The following is an 18,878-nucleotide window of genomic DNA, read 5'->3' as shown; positions in this document are numbered from 1 at the left end:
CTACGGCGCCTGGCTGGCGTGGCCGCCGGCAGGCTTCATGACCGGTGGCCTGCTGGTGCTCGGCGGCGTGTTCCTGATCGCGCGGAGGATGGGCTGATGCGCGGCCTGTTCGGGTCGATCGCCGGGGTGGCCAAGTCGGCCGACGGGGCGGCCGCCTCCGGTGCCGCCGGGTCCGGCGGCTGGCGGGAGCTCATCAACACCCGGTCGGCAGTAGGGATCGCGGTCAACCAGGCGAATGCGATGAAGGTCTCGACCGTCTTCGCCTGCGTCAACATTCCGGCCGAGGACGTCGCGCGGGCGACGCCGCGGCTGTACCGCAAGCTGCCTGATCGGACGCTGGACGACGGGCGGCTGATGCCGGGCGGCCGGGTGGAGATCACCGACCACCCGATCGCCGAGCGGTTCCGCCGGCCGAACGACTATCAGGACTGGTATCAGTTCTGCGGCATGGTCGAGCGCTGCCTCGGCCTCAAGAGCAACGCCTACATCGTCAACATCACCGACGGCCGCGGCAATCCGGCGGCCTGGGTCCCGATGAACCCCGACCGGGTGACCATCCTGGAAGCCACCGACGGGTCGGTGTTCTACAGCTTCGCTCCGTCGGGCAACGTCGAGCGGTCGCTCTTCGCGCGGCTGTTTGGGCGCACCGGCAGCCTGCGGGTGCCGGCCGAAAATGTGCTGCATCTGCAGGACGTCGGCTTCTCGCTGCTCTACGGCTCGCCGCGCATCGGGTTCGCGGCTGACGCGATCGGCCTGTCGCTGGCACAGGAACAACAGGCGGCCGCCTGGATGCGCAACGGCGCCCGGCCGGCCGTGGTGCTGGTAACCGAGCAGGAGCTGTCCGAGCCGGCGGCCCGCAGGATCAAGGCGGAATGGGAGGAGCTCAACGCCGGCGTGGCCAAGTCCGGCGGCACCGCGGTGCTCGAACAGGGGCTCAAGCCCGAGACCCTGTCGCTGTCCTCGACCGACCTGGAGTTCCTGGCCTCCCGCAACTTCCAGGTCGAAGACATCTGCCGCTTCTTCCGGATGCCGCCGCACAAGGTGGCAAAGCTCGAGCGGGCGACCAACGGGAACGTGGCGGCGCAGGACTCGGACTACCTGGACAACACCTTGTCCCCGCGCTTCACCCGCTGGGAAAAGCGCCTGGATTTCCACTTCCGCCTCTGGGAGCAGCAGCTCGAGGTCGACTTCGACCTCTCCGACCTGTTCCGGGCCGACCCGGGGACCCGCATGCAGACGGCGCGGCAGGGAGTCGCCGGCGGCATCCTGACGCAGAACGAGGCTCGCTGGGTGTTCGACCGGTCACTGCCGCCCGTGCCGGGCGGTGACACCCTGCTGGCGCCGACCAACATGGCGGCCACCGGCAGCCACGCCTCCGGATCAGCGCCCGACGGCGCCGGTCGGCCGCCCGACAGCGAGCGGATGGACAAGAGCGCCGGGGAGGTGGCGCAGCGCCCTTTTGACCTGGTGACCAAGGGACATGAGGATCAGCCACGGGACAAGAATGGCCGCTGGGCCAAGGTTGCCGGGATCAGCGGCACTAGGCTGGCCGCCTGGTTCGAGGCGATGGGTGCGCGCCTGCAAGGCGCTGTCGGGTCGGGAAAGAAAGCCCGCTTCCGTCACTTTGTCCGTCGGGTCGGGACCGTTCGACCGGACATCGAACGCGCACTTGCGGCCGAAGGGATCACGCTGCAACGGCGGGGAGTCACCATCGGGTCTGAGGAGGTCGCCTCTATGACTCGGCCGGCAAAGGGAACGAAAAACGTATCGCCGGCTACGTTCAGCGCACTCAAAGAAATCCTGAAGACAGCACCGGCATACCTCGATGTCAGAACTGGAAATCTTATCTATGCGGTTCGGCAACCGGGTGGCACGTCTTTTGCGCGGATCACGGTTGCACTCAATTACAACATCCGTGTCCCCAAAACCTCGAAGCGAAGCCGCACGGAGATTGTTACAAACGCAGTGTGGAGCGCGAGTTCCGTCGAAGAGCGGGTTCTCTCCGATCTGAACTCGTATCTGCCGCTGAAGAAGGCGAGGTGACCGCCGGGTATGGACGTTACCCCATACGTCAGCCGAGCCACCTTGTCGGTGGGCCGACGCCGGCCCGCATTGTCCGGTCGACACGGCGGTCACGCTCAATAATAGCTCCGGTCGGACGTTTGTTCAACGCCTGCCGCACGCCCCTCCCCGCGGCGGTTCAAGGCGGGGTTCGGAAAGGACCGTTCCATGACCATCAAGCGCAAGTTCCTGCCCAGCACGCTGGCCGCCGCCGACGGGCTGGGGCCCCGCCAGGTGCGCGTCATCATTTCCACCGATGCCACCGACCGCGCCGGTGACGTGGTGAAGCAGGAAGGGATCGATGCCACCAACTTCCTGAAGAATCCGATCGTCCTGTGGAACCATAACCAGGACGCCCCGGTGGCCCGCTGCCTCGAGCTGGTCAAGCGGGGGGGGCAGACCGAGGCCCTGGTGGAATTCTACGCGGAGGGGCTCGACCCCACCGCCGACCGCATCTGCAAGCTGGTCAAGGCCGGCGCGATCAACGGCGTGTCGGTCGGCTTCAACCCGCTCGAGGTCAAGCCGCTCACGTCGGGCGGCTTCGAGTTCACCGCCTCCGAGCTGCTCGAGTTCTCCTTCGTCTCGATCCCCGCCCAGGCCGACGCCCTGGTGGTGCAGCGGTCCGCCGGGGCCGGTGAGGCCTCGCCGGTCGCTATCCGGGTCACCGGGCCCATGACGGACGAGCAGCGCAAGCGGTTGGCCGCCATGTGGACCGCCTACAAGAGCGGTACCGGTCCGCTGGTGCTTGAGCCCGGCTGGAAACTGGTCACCCGTTCGACGAACACGGCGTCGCCGCCCAAGCTGGTGGTGAAGTCCCTTTATGACGTCGCCTGGATGGCCGACCTGCTGCGCCAGTTCGGCTTCTTGCAGTCCGACGTCGCCTGGGAGGCCGCCCTCGAGGAGGACGCCTCGCCGGTGCCCGGCATGCTGGCCGCCGCCATGAATGCCATGGGCGAGGCGCTGGTGGCGATGACCACCGAGGAGGTCGCCGAGCTGCTGGCCAGGGTCGCCGGCGAGGATGCCGAGCCGCGCAGCTGCCCCAGCTGCGGCACGCCCTGCGTCACCAAGTTCTGCGGCTCGTGCGGCGCCGACTGCTCGGCCCTGCTGGCCGCCCCGGTCACCAAGGCGGCGGCCGTGGCGCGGGCGAAGAGCTGCGCCGCCATCATCAAGGCCGGCCGGGTCCTGTCGGCCGCGAACGAGTCCGACATCAAGGCCGCCGTCGACCTGATCGAAGGGGCCGCCGGCAAGCCGGACGAGGCGAGCGCCCCGGAAAAGGCCGCGCGGGACCGGCGCGTGAAGGCGCTGCGCCTGGCCATCTGCTGAACCCTCTGTCGCCGCTGGCGAAGGGCCGTGGGCCGTCCGGAAGGGCGGCCTTTTTCATTTCAAGGAGTCATCATGAACATCACGCTTCTCCGCCAGCAGTACGCCAAGGCGGTCGACGAGCTGGGGACCCTGACCGCCGACGCGGCGGCCTTCGAAAAGAAGGAGGCCGAAGTCGTCGCGCTCAAGGCCCAGATCGAGCGGGCCCTCAAGGCCCAGCAGCTGGCCGCCGATACCGCCGAGCCCACCGTGGGCCAGCCCAACACCCCGGTGATGCCGACCGCTCCGGCGCAGCCGGCCACCAAGGTCGCCAAGCTCGGCGGCCTCGTGAAGGCGCTCTACCACGCCGGCGGCAACCACATGCTGGCCCAGCAGTGGGCCGAAAAGCACATGGGCGAGTCCCACCCGGTCACCAAGTCGCTCAACACCGCCGTGGCGGCCTCCGGCGGTGCGACGCTGGCGGAGGACGTCGCCAACGAGGTGATCGAGCTGCTGCGGCCGCGCACCGTGGTGCGCGCCTCGGGGCCCCGGGTCATCCCGATGCCGCGGGGCACCATGCGGATGCCGAAGCAGACCAGCGGCGTCACCGGCACCTATGGCGGCGAGGGCGCCAAGGCCGGGACGCAGCAGCTCGGGACCGGCAACATCGTGGCGAGCTTCAAGAAGCTGACGGTGCTGACGCCGGTGTCCAACGACTGGCTGCGTTACACCTCGTCCGCCACCGATGCGATGGTGCAGGACGACGTGGTGCTCGGTCTCGCCGGCACCGAGGACCTCGCCTTCCTGCGCGGCGACGGCACCGGCGAATGGCCGAAGGGCATGCGCACGATCGCGCTGCCGCAGAACCGGATCCCCTCGAAGGCGGCATTCGACCTGGAGAGCATCGACCAGGAGCTGTCGGCCGCCATCCTGGCGCTGGAGCTGGGCGATATCCCGATGCTGCAGCCGGTTTGGTTCTTCAACCCGCGCATCAAGGAGTTCCTGCTGAACCTCAAGAACAGCAACGGCTTCTACGTCTACAAGGAGGAAATGACCGCGCGTGGCACCCTGCGCGGCTACCCCTTCAAGACGACGACGCGCATTCCGCAGAACCTCGGGGCCGGCGGCGACGAAACCGAAATCCTGTTCGGCGACATGTCGCAGGCGATGATCTTCGACGCTCTCACCCTGTCCCTCGCCATGTCGACCGAGAGCACCTACACGGACGAGGGAGGTACGCAGCGCAACGCCTTCGAGCGGGACGAGACCCTCTTCCGCGGCATCGCGGAACACGACTTCCACATGCGGCACGACGGTGCCGTGGCCGTCATCGTCTCGGTCAAGTGGCGCTGACCGGTTCGTGATGCCGGCCGCGACGGCGGCCGGCCTATCCCCCTGACACCTGGGAGCATCTCCCCATGCTGCGCATCCTGCAGACCGACATCGGGTCGGTCATCACCGCCCGTGCCGGCTCGGCCGTCACCTCCATCGTTGCCGGCGCCGCCGGCGACAACGCCGTGGTCAACGGCCTCTCGATCGACCGGGCCGCGCTTGGCCTGCCGGCCTCCGCCCTGGTCAGCCTGCTCTTCACCGCGACGCTCGGCGCCGGCAAGACGCTGTCGATCGGCGCCTACAAGGTCCAGGACTCCGCCGACGGCGCCGCCTGGGCCGACTTCGCCAGCTTCGGCCCGGCCGGCGTGGTGGCCACCGCCACCGGTTCCGGCCAGGTCACCGGCAAGGTCTGCCTGACCGGCGCCCGCCGCTACGTCCGGGTGGTCTTCCAGCCCGATCTGTCGGCGGCCGACACCGACACCGCCCAGCTGGTGGCCGCCTGGTCCTTCGGCGGCTTCGACAGCCTGCCGTCCCCCACCTGATCCCGCGCGGCGCCGGTCAGCCGGCGCCGCCTGACCCGAGGAGAGTTCCATGACCGCTGTCCGTTTCACCAAGCCCGCACCGCCCTATCTGACGGGCGACGTCGCCAAGTTCGACCCTGCTCGCGCCCGGTCGCTGATCGACCGCCAGGTGGCCGAGGCGCTCGAGGCCGAGGATCCCACGGCCGAGCCGCCGGCCGGCGAGGAGGCGGCCAAGCCCGACCCGAAGGGCAAGGGCAAGGCCCAGTCGGAGCCGGCGGCCTGACATGCCGACGCTGACCGTCGCGGCGCCGGTCGGCGACCGCTCCCTGGTGGACGCCGCCCGCGTGCGGGCGGAGCTGGGCGTGACGCCGGCGGATCTCTCCGACGAGGTCCTCGCCGGCTGGATCCGCGATGACAGCGACCTGGTCTGCGGCGCCTGCCGCGTCGCCGCCGACCAGCGGCGGCGGCGGACCTTCCTCGAGGAGGCGGTCACCATCGCCTACACCGCGGCGGAGGCTGCCGCCGTCCGCCAGCTGATCCTGCCCTGGCGGCCCGGGCTCGACCCTGCCACGCTGGTCGTGGCGGTCGACGGGGTGCCGCTCGATCCCGCGGCCTATACGCTGGATTCCGACGCCCTGCTGCTCGCTCGCGTCGACCGGCAGAGCTGGGGTGGGGCGGTTACCATTGCCGGGACGGCCGGCTGGGTGATGGCCGATGTGCCGGCGGCGCTGCGCAGCGCGGTGATCCGGCTGGTCCGGCTGCGCCATGAGGCTGCCGGCCGCGACCTGGCGCTGAAGGCGCTGTCGATCGAGGGCTCGACCCGCGAGGAATACTGGATCGGCGGCACCGGCCCGGGCGGCTCCGGCATCCCGGCCGACATCATGGCCGGCCTGCGCTCGGAAAACCTGGTCTGCCCGGTAATCGGGTAAACCCATGTCGCGCAACGTTTCCAAACTGATCCATCGTCGCGGCCGGCCGGTGGTGCTGCGCCGCCAGGTCGGCGGCCCGACCCCCTTCATCACCGTGGTGGTGAAGGGGCTGTCGCGCGCCTTCGGCGTGCATGAGCTGGCTGGCAACATCGTGCAGGGCGACCACCAGGTCATCGTCCTGGCGGCCGACCTCGCCGCTGCCGGCTGGCCGCTGCCGGTGCTGCACGGTGACACCGTAGTGCTCGACCCCGAGTTCGACGGCGCCGGCGGCTGGCAGCGCGGCACCGGCCGGTCCCTGACCATCCAGGACCCGGGCCCGCGTGCCGGGCTGTTCTGGATCCAGGCAAGAGGCTGACATGGCCACCGACATCGCATTCGACCTGCTGCGCGCCTTCGTCGCGGCGCAGTGGCCCGATCAGGCTGAGACCTGCCCGATCAGCTGGGACAACGAGCCGTTCACGCCGCCCCCGCCCTATGACGACCAGGACCGGCCGCAGCACTGGCTGAAGGTGCTGGTCGACGGCCGCCTGTGGGACCAGCAGTCGATCGGCACCGGCGACCCGCGTGCCGAGCGCTGGGTGGAGACCGGCGAGCTGCTCGTCCTGGCCATGGTGCCGGTCGGCACCGGCAGCCGGCTGTGCCGCCAAGTGCTGCGGGCCTTCGCCGAGATGTGCCGCGGCGATACGGGCTCGATCGAGTTCGGCGACGTCACCTTCCCTGCCATCGGCTCCACCGACGATGCCGGGAACTGGTGGAGCATGCAGGTCATCATCGAGTGGAAGAGAGGTTGAGAGATGAACGAGTACAAGGTCGCCAAGGAGTTCTGCACCCCGACCCGGCGCTTTGCCGTCGGCCAGCCCGTCACGCCGGCGGACATCGATGGGCCGCTGCCCTTCGAGCGCTGGGTGGCGCTCGGCCACATCGCCCCGCAGCAGCCCGCCAGGAAGGCCGAGAAGGCCGCGGCCGCCGGCTGAGCCCCCCGTCTGACAGCAAGCCGCCTCCGGGCGGCTTTTTTCATGGCTGAAAGGAGCCGTCCATGACCAGTTCGAACCGCGTCCGTCTCACCGGCGTCGCGGAATCGGTGCCCGGCACCACTCCCGCCAACCCGCGCATGCGCAAGCAGCGCGTCACCTCGATCGGGCTGACCTCCAAGACCGATTACGAGGACTCCGCCGAGCTGCGCGACGACCGCATGAACGCCGACCCGATGGCGGTCGGCCAGACCAACGGCGGGCAGCTGGCCATCGAATGGCACTACCCGGTCCCCGGCTCGCTGCTCGACGCCGAGATTGCCTCGGCCTTCTGCAACGACTGGGTCAACACGCCCTCCCGCGAGAACGACGGCACGCCGGCGTCGGCGATTGCCAGCGTCACGGCCGCCACCCAGGTGGTTGCGGTCGCCGCCGGTACCGCTTTCGCCGCCGGGCACCTGGTGCTGTTCTCCGGGTTCAGCGCCGCCAACAACGGGGTGCGCAAGGTCACCACGGGATCCGCCACCGTACCGGCCTTCGCCGCCTCCGGACTGGTCGACGACGCCGCCCCCGGGGCCGCCGCCAGGATGAAGGTGGTCGGCGCCGAGGGGGCGGCGGGCGACATCACGGCGACCCTGACCGGGCTCGCATCCACCGCGCTCGACTTCACCACGCTGGGCCTGTCGGTCGGGCAGTGGGTCAAGATCGGCGGCACCGCCGCCGGCTACCGCTTCGACACGGATGGCTGCAACGTCTGGGCGCGCATCATCGGCATCGCCGCCCATGCCCTGACGCTCGACAACCGGCCGGCCGCCGGCTGGGCGGTCGACGCCGGCGCCGGCAAGACGATCCGCCTGTGGTTCGGCGATACCATCCGCAACGGCGTTGCGATCCGCAGCGTCTCGCTGGAGCGGGGCTACATGGGGCAGACCACGCCGACCTACATCGTCCAGGCCGGCATGCGTGTGAACACGCTGGAGTTCGGCGGGGCGGCCAAGAAGCCGGCGACCGGCTCGGTATCCTTCATGGGGATGGGCGGCGGCTCGGGCACGGTGTCGCTGGATGACACGCCGGACGAGGCGCCCGACATGGCGGCATACCCGGTGATGGCCTTTTCGGCCAACTGCGGGCGCATCGGGGTCGGCGGCTCCGCCCTGGGCCGGCCCGACTGGGCGCGGTCCATCAAGTTCACCATCAACAACAACCTGCGGGCCCGCGACGCGCTGTCCGACGGCGACGCATTTTCTCCGGGCCCGGTCGAGATCGCCGACGGCTCGTGCGACGTCGCGGTGGAGCTGGACACCTTCTTCGGCTCGAGCTCGCTGCTGCAGCTGATCGAGACCGGCCAGCAGGTCGGCGTCAACTGCCGCCTCGAGAAGGGCGGCCGGGCGATGATCTGGGAGGCGCCGCGCCTCACCGCGAAGGAGGGCGACCCGGCCGTCGGCGGCAAGAATCAGGACGTCACGCTGGCGCCGCGGTTCAGCGCCTCGAAGGACAGTCTGACCGGGGCGCAGCTGCTTCTCAACCGCATCGAATACTACCAGTGACCGGAATCCCGGCGGCCAACGGGACAGAGGCTGCCCATCGGGCGGCATGACGGTTCGCGCGAGCCGGGGCGGGCGTTGGTCGGCGCCCGCCCACCCATCGCGTCTCCGACCAACGACCAAGCGAGAGAGACCAAGATGCACACCGAAATCGTTTCGCAGGAGATCCACGAGGCCAATCCGGTCTCCACGCCGGCCGCGCAGTCGGCCCCGGCGGCGCAGCCGATCGATGATCTCGCCGACCTGCTGGTCGACGAGTCCGTGGCGCGCGACGGCGTCTGGATCACGCCGGATCCCGACCGCGCCCTGCGCATCCGCACCCGCGGTCTGCCGGACGCCTACTATGATGCCCAGACCCGCCAGCAGCGCAGCGCGGCGAAGGGGTTCGGCGGCGATGCCAACCGGCTGCCGGTTTCGACCAAGCGCGCGATCAATGCCCGCTGCCTCATCCAGCACAGCCTGGTCGACGTCGACCAGTGCATCATCGGCGGCCGCGCGCTGACCTTCGCCGAGTTCTGCGACCTGATCCTGGAGCCGCGCGGGTCCCGGCTGCTCGACCTCGCCTTCACCGCCGCCACGATGGCGGCGGAAGCCAAGGCCGAGGATCTGCAGGCCGCCCAGGGAAACTGACGGCGGCGCTGCGGGACTGGCTCGCCGGCCGGGCCGCCACCGATGAGCTGCTGGACGAGCTCGCGGAGGAGGACCCGGACGCGGCGGCGGCGATCGCCGCCCACCGTGCCGGCGGCGAGGAGGCGGTGGAGGTCGAACCCTGGTGCCAATGGGCGTGGCGCGCGTGGCACGACCTCACCGACGACCGGCAGTGGCGCGGCGGCGGCCTCGGACCGGCCACGCCCTGCCGGATTCCCTGGGCCGCGGCGATGGCCTATGCGGCGCAGCACCGGCTCGATCCCGACAGCCTGCTGAAACTGCTGCGCGCCATGGATGAGGTGTTCCTCGTCTGGCACGCCGAGCAGGTCGACCGGGCCGCCAAGGCCGGCGACGTGGAGTGAGGTCGCCCATGGGCAATGTCCGCGCCTTCCAGCGCCAGCTGTCGCTGTTCATTGACCGCACCTTGTCGCCGGCGGCCCAGTCCCGCCGGCTGGCGGAGGTGGCGCGGCGCGAGCGTGACGCGCTGATCGCCGCCGGACGGGCATCGCCGTCCTACCGCTGGTGGGTCGACGGCAGGGAAGGGGCTCCTGAGGACACGGTGGCACCCGCCGGCGGCGGGCAGATCGTCTACCGTTTCTCCAGCCTCGGCGCCGTCACCGCCTTTGCCCTCGAGTTCCTGATCGCGCGCTCGCCGCCGCGGTCGGCGGCGCCGATCAACCCGAAGACCGGCAAGACGGCGCATTACCGGGACGGTTTCTATGTCGGGGTGAACGGCCGGTTCATCCCGGCCTCTGTTTTCGAGCCGGGGGCGGTGCCGCCCGGCGCCGAGATCGTCATCGGCAACACCCAGCCGTACAGCCGCAAGGTCGACGTGCAGCTCGTCGGCCATCAGTCTCTGACGTTCAGCGTCCCGCCCGGGCTGTTCGACGCCGCGGCCAAGGCGATCGCCGCCCGCTACGGCGACTTCGTCACCGTGAAGCGGGTCTACACCATGCGGTTCCCCGGACAGTACCTGCTGCGCGCCGAGCAGGTCACCAACAAGGGCCGGTCCCGCCGCCGGCTGGGCAAGCCGGTGGAATCCCCCGCCCTGATCATCACCAGCCGCCGCTGAGGTCGCCATGGCAGCAGAACAGCAGCAGGTCGAGACGCTGGTCGTCGGGTATGACGACCGCGCCACCGATGCCATCGATGCGACCACGTCCGCGCTTAACAAGATGGGCGCGGCGGCCGAAAATGCCGGTGGCCACATCGAGGTGCTCGAAACTCAGGTGCGTCGGCAGGGCAGGACCGGCGAGCAGATCCTCCGGCAATTTGGCGATGCCGAGAGGCTGACCGCCAGACTGACCGCGGTGACCCGCCAGTATCAGCGGGCGAAGGACGATCTTGAAGCGTCCGAGCTGTCCGCTGCGCAGAAAGCCGAGGAACGGCTCGTTCTGCAGGCGCGTGAGCAGATCGCCCTCGAGAAGGTGATCGCCCAGCACGAGAGGGATATGGCCGCCGTCCGCGCGAAGATCGCGGCGACGGACGCCATGGCCCGCGGTGCCGCCGCGGCGACGGCCGCTGCCGGGTCATGGGCGGGCGCCATGGCCAAGGTCTATGAGACAGCCGCCGAAGCGACGTCGGCAGTCAACGGCACCGCCCGAGCCCTGCAGCTGCTCAACGCCGACTTCCAGGCCGGCCGGGCCTCCTTCGCCGAGTGGATCGCCGGCGCCCGCGGGCTGGAGACCGCGCTGCGGGGCGTGAGCGCGGTCCAGAAGACGATCAACGACAACACCGGCGTCTCGCGGCAGGCCAGCACCGTCATCCCGATCGGCGCGCTGAAGTACCAGACGACCGGCAGCGGTGCCTCCGGCGCCACCCGGCTGACGCTGATGACCGGGGACGCCGAAGCCTCCGCCCGCCGCCTCGACGACATCACGGCGGCCTTTGCCGCAGCGGACCAAGCGCTCGACCGCTACCGGGAATCCCTCGGGCTGGTCGACGTCGCCCAGCGCAAGTACGAGGCCGGGCTCGCCGAGCTGCGCGACACCATCCGTCGCGCCGGCATCGAGGAGGCGGAAGGCGCCCGCATCCTCGCCGCCTACACCGCCCAGCACGATCCCGCGGTCGCCAAGACGGCGGCGCTGAAGAAGGAGCAGGAGCAGCTCGCCACTTCCTATGGTCGGGTGATGGCGCAGATCGATCCCGGCATCGCCGCCCAGCAGCGCTATGAGGCGGCCCTGGCCACGCTGCGCGCCGGCGCCGCGGCAGCCGGGAAGTCGGCCGAGGAGCTGGCGGCGGATGAGCGTCGGGTTGCCGAGGCCATGTCGCCGGCGGCGATCGCGGCGCGCCAGCAGGCCTCGGCCCTGCAGGACCTCGAGGACCGGCTCGACAAGACGGGGGCGGCAGCCCGACAGGCGGCCGCCGACCAGGCCCTGCTCGATAAGGCGCTCGCCGAGCAGCGCATCAGCCCGGAACGCCATGCCGCGCTGACCAAGGCGCTCGCCGAGCAGTCCGGTGCCGCCACCGCGGCGGCCGGCTCGGTGAAGCTGGCCGCACACCAGGTCACCAACCTCAGCTATCAGATCCAGGACCTCGGGGTGCAGCTGGCCAGCGGCCAGTCCCCGATCATGGCGATCGCCCAGCAGGGCCCGCAGGCCGTGATGGCGGTGGGTGGGTTGCGCGCCGCTATCACCCTGCTGATGTCGCCGGTGACGCTGGCGATCGCCGGGATCACGGCGCTCCTCGCCGCCATGGCGCTGATCGTCGGCCGGGCAGTGCAGGTCAGCGCCCATACCCGGCAGCTGACGGTCGACATCCAGGCAATGGGCAATGCCTCAGGGGTGACGGCGACGCAGCTCCGTGGGATCGAGGCCCAAATGCGCCAGCAAGGGGTCAGCAGCGATGCAGCCTATGCGTCGGTCCGTACCCTCGCCGGCGCCCGCGGCCTGCCTGCGGCCCTGGTCGGCGATGTGGTGTCGATCTCCAGGGATATGGCGGCCAGCACCGGCGACGTCGCCGGCGCGGTCAAGACGCTGACCGACGCCCTCACCGAGGGCTACCAGGGTATCCGGAAGCTGGACGATCAGTTCAATTTCCTGACGACCAGCGAGCGCAAGCAGATCGAGACCATGGCGCGGCACGGCGACCAGGCCGGCATGCTGTCGGTCGCCGTTGGGGCGCTGCATCGCCAGTTCGACGGCCTGCATGAGCTGAGCCTCAGCCCGCTTGGGGCTGCCCTCGAGCGGGTGACTGCGGCCTACAACCGGCTGCTGGACGCCCTGGCCAGCCAGCCGATCGTCATCCGCGGCCTCGAAGGGCTGGCATGGCTGCTGGAGAAGACCTCCGGCGGAATCGCCCCTACCCGGGTTGAGCAGATCGCCGGCCTCCGCAAGGAACTTGGCGAACTCGAGGCGCAGTATGCCCGCCTGCCCGAGAAGACGGAGGGGGTCCAGGCGGCGCATGAACGGATCATCCTGCGCCGTATCGAGCTGCTGCAGCAGCTGTCCAAGCTCGAGAAGGAGGAGGCCGCCGCGGCGCCGAAGACCAGCACGGGCGCCCCCAGGACCGCAGGGACCTCCAACGCGCGCAGCGGTCCGCCCGACCCGGCGGCGGCGAAGTATGTCGAGGAGCAGGCCGCAGCCTATGAGCGGCTGTCGGAGGCTATGCGCGGCAACGCGGTCCAGCGCGCTCTCGCCCAGGCCGACCTACGGGCCGAGGAGGAGATCCGCGACCGCCGGCTGCGCGGGGCTGCGGCTGACGACATCCGCGATGTGCGCCGCAAAGAGGCGCTCCTGCAGTTGACCGTAGCGGTTGCCGACACCATCCGCGCCGCTGCCGCCGAGGTGCGCGGAAACGAGCTGCTGGCCCGGGCCTATGGGGTTTCCTCCGCCGCGGTGAGGGAAGCGGCGATCCACCAGAAGGCCCTGGCCGAGGTGGCCCGCGGTACGGTCGAGCCCTATGACCAGATCGTCGACCGCCTGCGCAAGCTGGACGACGCCCAGCGCGCCCTGCAGGCAGCGCAGTTCGCGGCGCACCTGAAGGAGCAGACGCAGGACGCCGAACGGCTCGCCGCCGCCTGGGCGCAGGGCGCCGTGGCCGCGCGGGAGGCGACGCTGGCCAACGAGGTGCTGGCCGAGGCCCGCCGGCGCGGCCTCGACCCCCGGCGTGACGGCGATGAGATCGCCGGCCTGGCCCGCGGCGTCGCGGCCCGGGATATCGCCCAACGCAACGCCCAGTTCGCGCAAATGGCGACCGAGCAGCGGCGTTCGGTGGAGCTGGCCAACGCCGAATTTGCCCTGCTCGGCCAATCCAACGCCGCCCGGGCGCAGCAGATCGCCATGCTCCAGGCCGCCAATGACCTGCGGGACAAGGGGGCGAACCTCGCGGATGCCGGCACGCAGGCCTACATCCGCCAGGCCGGCGAACTGGCCCGCGTCAACGCGCTGCTGCAGGAGGCGGCGCAGAATGCGGCGAATATCGCCCAGCCGATCGGCACCGCCTTCGAGGATGTGCTGGTGGGTGCGCGCAAGGCATCCGACGCGATTGCCTCGCTGGGGCAGGACCTCAAGCGCATCGTGGTGCGCCAGGCGATCACCAAGCCTGCCGAGACGGCCGTCTCCGGCCTGCTGACGCAGATCATGGCCGGTCCTGTGCCGCAGCAGGCCAACGACAACACGCCGCGCGCCGCCAACGACAACGGGCTGATCGACAGGCTGATCGGGCAGGTCAACCGCGGGCTCGGGGCGAGCGAGACCAACCCGATGTGGGTGCAGGTCGCCGGCCGGTCAGCGGCGCTCGACATCGAGGCGATGACCGGAAACCTGGGCACCGCCATTCCGGTGGCTGTGAAGGACGCCGGCGACCTCGAGGGCATCATCCAGGCGGCCGCGCAGAAATACGGCCTCGACGCGAATGTCATCAAGGGCATCATCCAGCAGGAATCGAGCTGGAACCCGGCGGCGCGCAACCGGACGAGCGGCGCCGCCGGGCTGATGCAGATCATGCCAGCCAATGTCCGCGCCTACGGCATGACCGATGCCTACGACCCGGCTCAGAACATCGACGTCGGCGCCCGCATCCTTAAAGAACACCTGGTGCGAGCCGGCGGCGACCTCGATCGGGCGCTCTCCACCTACTCGGGCCATGTCACCACCAGCGGAGCCGCCTATGTCGCGGCGGTCAAGAGCAGCGCCGTGGCCTACGAGCGGGCCGGTGGGGTCGCCCAGAAGGTCGCGGCGATCGACGAGAAGGGGCTGCAGCTGCAGCTCGACGCGATCGCCCAGCAGCAGCAGGCGGTCAGTACCCAGCAGGCGCTTACCGAGGCGCAGCGCGCAGCGGTCGATGCGGCGCTCGGCGTCGGAACCGCAACCGAAGAGGCCGGCGCGGCGGCCGACCGCGTGGTCAAGCCGATGACCCAGTTGGAGGAGAACGCCATCAGCGCGGCCGAGGCCCAGGCCATGGCCGCCAACGGCGCCGGCGTGCTGGCCACCGCGGCGACCGGCTATGCCGGTGTGATCGGCCGGGCGGCCTCCGGCCTGTGGGCCTGGGTCTCCTCGCTGTTCTCCTCCGGCTCGCCCGGCAGCGGCGCAGTCGCCGGCGGCGGCGGCGCAATGGGGCAGCTGACCAGCTTCGGCTTGCAGAAGGCCGGCGGCTGGGCCCTCGACAAGGCTGTCGGCGGCCAGGGTCTGATGGGTACCATCGACATGTGGGGGGCGGAATCCCTCGGGGTCGGATCTCTGACCTATGCCACGCCGTCGGCGGCAGTGCAGGCCTCCGAGCTCGCCATGCTTCAGGCTGCCAATCCGCACCTCACCGCCGCCGAGCTTGCCGCGGCCTACCAGCCTGGTGCCGGGACGGCCGCTACCGGGGTGACCGGCGGCCTGTCCGCCTATCTCGGCGCGGCCGGTGCCGGTGCGTTCGGCGGGTTTCTGGGTGGCATGATCGGGTCCGCCGCTAACTCGAAAGCGGTCGGCGGTTTGTCGGGTGCTGCGCTGGGCGCCGGGGCGGCAGGCCTCGCCAGCTACATGGGGCTCGGGGCGCTCGGCGGCCCGATCGGGCTTGGCATCGGCGCCGTAGTGGGTGGCATCATGGGGCTGATCGGCACCCAGAAGAAGTCCGTCGGCCCGAACAGCGCTGCGTCGCTGGGTGCCGGATACGGGAACACCTTCGAGTCGCGCGGGGCGGTCGCCGACAACGGTGGCAGCACCGACGCGGTATCGCAGGTCGTGACCTCCATAGCCCAGACCCTCAACGCGACCCTGAACGCGGTCGGCGCGACCAACACCCAGAGCCGTGTCCTGCCCGAGGTACAATATTTCGAGAAGGACCGGTCCTGGTACATCAACCGCGGCGAGGGGAACCGGACGCAGTACAGCGACCCGACCGCCCTGGCCGCTGCCCTGGTGTCCGAGACGTTGCAGGCCATCCTCTCCGACGGCACGACCAAGTGGGCGCAGGACGGCAATCCGATCATCGCCCAGAACATCCAGCGTGCCCTGCAGGCGTCCATCGGCCTGCCGGTCGAGCAGCTTGTCGCGAACATCCAGTTCGCGTCTCAGGACTTCACGAAGGCCTTCGACGGCATCGCCAAGGCCGCACCGGATCAATTCGGCCAGCAGCTGATGGCGATGTCGGTGCAGTTTGTGCAGACCCAGGCCCGGGCTGCCGAACTGGGGGTGACGACGGACGGCCTGGCCGAGTCCTTCTCGCGCGCCGCGACCCGCATGTTCGACGCGGCGCGGCGCCAGCTGTCTGGGCTGTCCTTCGTCGACACGACGTTGAGCGCGTTCGAGGGCTGGCGGCAGGCGGCGATGGCTATGCAAGCAGCCGGGCAGCCGGTCGGGCCGACGCTCGACCTGCTCGCCAAGCAGCTCGGGTCGATCATGGTAGCGGTCGGCGACGATGCGGCCGCCGTCACCAAGCTGCTTGAGGGAGGTGCGGCGCTCCGGGCGCTGGGCGAGGACGTCGCCGCGACCTGGGCAGAGGTAAGAGCCTGGCAAGTCCAACAGAAGGTGCTGCAGGACTACGCCACGCGCAACATGGCGGCTCAGGTCGCTCTCGGTCAGGTGTCGCAGCAAGCCTACGACTTGCGACAACTGGAGATCGCGCAGGCACAGGAGCTGGCGGCGGTCACCGACCCTGTGCTGCGCCAGGCCCTGCAGTATACCCACGCCCTCGAGCGGCAGGCGGCCCAGGCCAGATCGGCGGCCGAAGCGACGGCGGCGCTGACGCAATCGTCCAAGTCGCTCTACGACTGGCTCAGCGCCAAGCTGGGCACCAGCTCGGCCGGTGTCAGCACTGGGGTCGCTTACACCAACGCGCTCGCCTCGTACCAGAGCGATCTGGCCAAGGCGGCCGCCAACGACAACGACGCGCTCGGGCGCATCGCCAACTCGGCCGACCGGCTGCTGACCGCCTACACCGCCCTGTATGGGTCCTCCGGCGCCACCGATTTCTGGCGCAAGATCATGGGCGAGGTAGCGGGCCTGCCGGCGATGAAGGCGGCCGACGGCTACTCGACGATCGTCGACGCGATCAACCGACTGCCGCATGCCGTCGGCGGCCCGGCGTCCGGCCTCACCATGGTCAACGACGCCGGTCCGGAGCTGATCCGGCTGCCGACCGGCTCGCTGGTCATGACCAGCCGGGCCAGCGTCGACCTGATGCGGCGGGTCGCCGGCGGCAACACCACCACCACCACGGTAGTCACCGACAACCAGGCGGTGGTCGAGGCCCTGCAGCAGGTGGTGCGAGCCATCGTGCTCAAGTCCGAGGATCAGCAGGCGCTTCTCCAAGCGCTGAAGGCGACCGGGGCGCGGCAGGAAAAGGCGCTCGCGGCGCTGCGGACCCTGCTCAAGAAGGCCGGGGACGCCGGCACGCTGCCGAACGCCGGACGGGCCGCGTGATGCGGCTCTACCTGGTGCAGATCGACGATCGGCCACTGCCGGCGCCGGCGCCGACGGCGATCGACCTGGACAGCCTGCCGCGGCCGCCGGCGCGTCCGGAGCTCGCGTCGCTCGTCGTCCTGAAAGGCTTCAGTCGCCGCCCGGTCTGGCAGCCGCCGGTCCCGGCCGCGGTGGCACCGGCACCGGCGCGCTCCGCTGGGCGCATCGTTCTCGCCACTGCCCAGGGCTACGTCATGTTCGGCACCTCTCCCTTCGCGGCGGCTCCCTTTGGGGCGCGCCGCGACCGCATCACCCTCGACATTGGGGACGTCATGCTGCGCTTCGGCACCCAGACCTACGTCGACCGCGACCATCAGGAGTTCGTTGACGGCTTGCGCACGCCTACCTTCTCGCGCTCGCTGCTCAACGGCGGCACGGTCGGCGGCTGGGCGACTGCCAGCCTCGGCGACCTGGAGATCGACAATCGGGAGGGGGAATGGAGCGGCCTGCTGCGCCGGGTCGCGGTCGACGGCCGGCCGGTGGAGCTGCGGCAGCCACTGCCCGACGGCTCGACCGAGGTCGTGTTCGAGTGCACTGCCAGGGATGTGGTGCCCGGTGACGATGACACCGTGCGCGTCAGACTGAGGGATTGGGACTACCTGCTTGATAAGCCGGCGCAATCCGCGACCTATCCGGACACGGCGCTGCCTGACATCGCCAACCGGCGAAAGCCGATCGGGTATGGCGCCTGCAACAACGTCACGCCCACTCGTGTCGGAAACAACCCGCCGACCTACCAGTGGAACGACGGCAGATCGCGCGCCCTGCGGGCCGTCCGGGTCGCCGGCGTGCCGCTTCTGCCGGCCGATGTGCCCACCGTCGACCTGACCGCGTCCACCTTCAGCCTCTCCGCCGAGCCGGTCGGCGACGTGACCTGCGACTTCGACGGCCTCATACTCGACGGCGTCTACCTCAATACCGCCGCCCAGGTGATCGAGGACCTGGCGTTCCGCCGCGGCGGTCTGCCGGCAGCGCGGAAGTCGGCCGTGCACTTCGCCCGGTTCGCCGCCGACCGGCCGGGCGAGGTGCAGCTCTATGTGTCGCACTCGGAGGAGCCGACCATCCTGGAGCTGATCCAGCGGCTGCTCGCGCCGGGCGGCTGGGGCTCCTTCAGCTGGCGCGGCCAGCTACAGGTCGGCGCCTGGAAGGTGGCAACCGGCCAGCCGCGCTGCCTGCTGTCGAAAGCCGACGGCACGCTGATCGACCTGCGGCCGAAAGAGCTGCCGTCTGGCGTCTACCCGCCGCCCTGGCGGATCAGGGGCGGCTACGATCGGAATTGGACGCCGCAGCAATCGAGCCAGCTGAAAGGCGACGATACCCCCGGCGCAGTCGATCCGGTTGGAGGGCCCGAGCGGCGCCGTTGGCTCGGCCGGGCCCAGGAGACCGCCGAGGCCAAGGATCTGACCACCCGCGACCTGTTGCACCTCCGCGCCCAGGATCCAGCGATCGTTGAGACCTGCCTCGCGCACAAGGTCGACTGCGAAACCGTGCTGCAGGCGCAGCTCTCGCACTGGTTGGGCAACCGGGCGCATTTCAGCTGCGTGCCCGACACCCCTCCCTTCTACTTCGACCTCGGCGACGAAGTGGTGATTCAGTGGGACGACTACGGTCTCGAGGCCGGCCAGGTCGGGGTGGTGGCCGAGGTATCGGAAGGCGAGTGGACCGAGCTCGTGATCGAGGTCTGACG

Annotated in this window: 15 protein-coding genes; all 15 read left to right on the top strand. The window is 70.3% G+C overall.

The window, feature by feature from the left end; all coding sequences use genetic code 11:
- Positions 1-96: 96 nt before the first annotated feature.
- Positions 97-2,043, top strand: coding sequence for a phage portal protein (locus DEW08_RS30555; RefSeq protein WP_109334593.1), 1,947 nt, complete (start codon positions 97-99; stop codon positions 2,041-2,043).
- 186 nt (positions 2,044-2,229) lie between these two features.
- The gene (locus DEW08_RS30550) at positions 2,230-3,384 is read left to right on the top strand and encodes an HK97 family phage prohead protease (RefSeq protein WP_109334591.1); all 1,155 of its coding nucleotides are present in this window, start codon (positions 2,230-2,232) and stop codon (positions 3,382-3,384) included.
- 72 nt (positions 3,385-3,456) lie between these two features.
- Positions 3,457-4,713 (top strand): phage major capsid protein, encoded by a 1,257-nt coding sequence (locus tag DEW08_RS30545; RefSeq protein ID WP_109334589.1) that lies wholly within the window; start codon positions 3,457-3,459, stop codon positions 4,711-4,713.
- Positions 4,714-4,778: 65 nt separating this feature from the next.
- Positions 4,779-5,234: a hypothetical protein gene (locus DEW08_RS30540; RefSeq protein WP_109334587.1), complete on the top strand. Its 456-nt coding sequence runs from the start codon at positions 4,779-4,781 to the stop codon at positions 5,232-5,234.
- Between the two features lie 49 nt (positions 5,235-5,283).
- Positions 5,284-5,496, top strand: coding sequence for a hypothetical protein (locus tag DEW08_RS30535; RefSeq protein WP_109334585.1), 213 nt, complete (start codon positions 5,284-5,286; stop codon positions 5,494-5,496).
- Position 5,497: 1 nt separating this feature from the next.
- Positions 5,498-6,142, top strand: a complete 645-nt coding sequence (locus DEW08_RS30530) for a hypothetical protein (protein ID WP_109334583.1) — start codon at positions 5,498-5,500, stop codon at positions 6,140-6,142.
- Positions 6,143-6,146: 4 nt separating this feature from the next.
- Positions 6,147-6,497 (top strand): hypothetical protein, encoded by a 351-nt coding sequence (locus DEW08_RS30525; RefSeq protein ID WP_109334581.1) that lies wholly within the window; start codon positions 6,147-6,149, stop codon positions 6,495-6,497.
- Between the two features lies 1 nt (position 6,498).
- On the top strand, positions 6,499-6,933 hold the full coding sequence (locus DEW08_RS30520) for a hypothetical protein (protein ID WP_109334579.1): 435 nt from the start codon (positions 6,499-6,501) through the stop codon (positions 6,931-6,933).
- Between the two features lie 3 nt (positions 6,934-6,936).
- Positions 6,937-7,116 carry a hypothetical protein gene (locus DEW08_RS30515; protein ID WP_109334577.1) on the top strand — a complete coding sequence of 60 codons (180 nt, stop codon included), beginning with the start codon at positions 6,937-6,939 and terminating at the stop codon, positions 7,114-7,116.
- Between the two features lie 62 nt (positions 7,117-7,178).
- Entirely contained in the window at positions 7,179-8,660 is a 1,482-nt protein-coding gene (locus DEW08_RS30510) for a phage tail tube protein (RefSeq protein ID WP_109334575.1), read from the top strand.
- Positions 8,661-8,795: 135 nt separating this feature from the next.
- The gene (locus DEW08_RS30505; protein WP_245987102.1) at positions 8,796-9,287 is read left to right on the top strand and encodes a hypothetical protein; all 492 of its coding nucleotides are present in this window, start codon (positions 8,796-8,798) and stop codon (positions 9,285-9,287) included.
- A 125-nt stretch (positions 9,288-9,412) separates the two neighbouring features.
- Positions 9,413-9,667 carry a hypothetical protein gene (locus DEW08_RS30500; protein WP_245987101.1) on the top strand — a complete coding sequence of 85 codons (255 nt, stop codon included), beginning with the start codon at positions 9,413-9,415 and terminating at the stop codon, positions 9,665-9,667.
- A gap of 8 nt (positions 9,668-9,675) precedes the next feature.
- Positions 9,676-10,377: a hypothetical protein gene (locus tag DEW08_RS30495; protein ID WP_109334573.1), complete on the top strand. Its 702-nt coding sequence runs from the start codon at positions 9,676-9,678 to the stop codon at positions 10,375-10,377.
- A 7-nt stretch (positions 10,378-10,384) separates the two neighbouring features.
- Complete coding sequence (locus DEW08_RS30490; RefSeq protein WP_109334571.1) at positions 10,385-17,152, top strand: phage tail length tape measure family protein; 6,768 nt, start codon at positions 10,385-10,387, stop codon at positions 17,150-17,152.
- Positions 17,152-18,876: a hypothetical protein gene (locus DEW08_RS30485; RefSeq protein ID WP_109334569.1), complete on the top strand. Its 1,725-nt coding sequence runs from the start codon at positions 17,152-17,154 to the stop codon at positions 18,874-18,876. The genes DEW08_RS30490 and DEW08_RS30485 overlap by 1 nt, the downstream gene beginning before the upstream one ends.
- Positions 18,877-18,878 lie beyond the last annotated feature (2 nt).

This window comes from Azospirillum thermophilum (assembly GCF_003130795.1).
Taxonomy (GTDB): domain Bacteria; phylum Pseudomonadota; class Alphaproteobacteria; order Azospirillales; family Azospirillaceae; genus Azospirillum; species Azospirillum thermophilum.
Note: the sequence above shows the minus strand (reverse complement) of the source record. Positions and strands in the feature narration are given on the sequence as shown.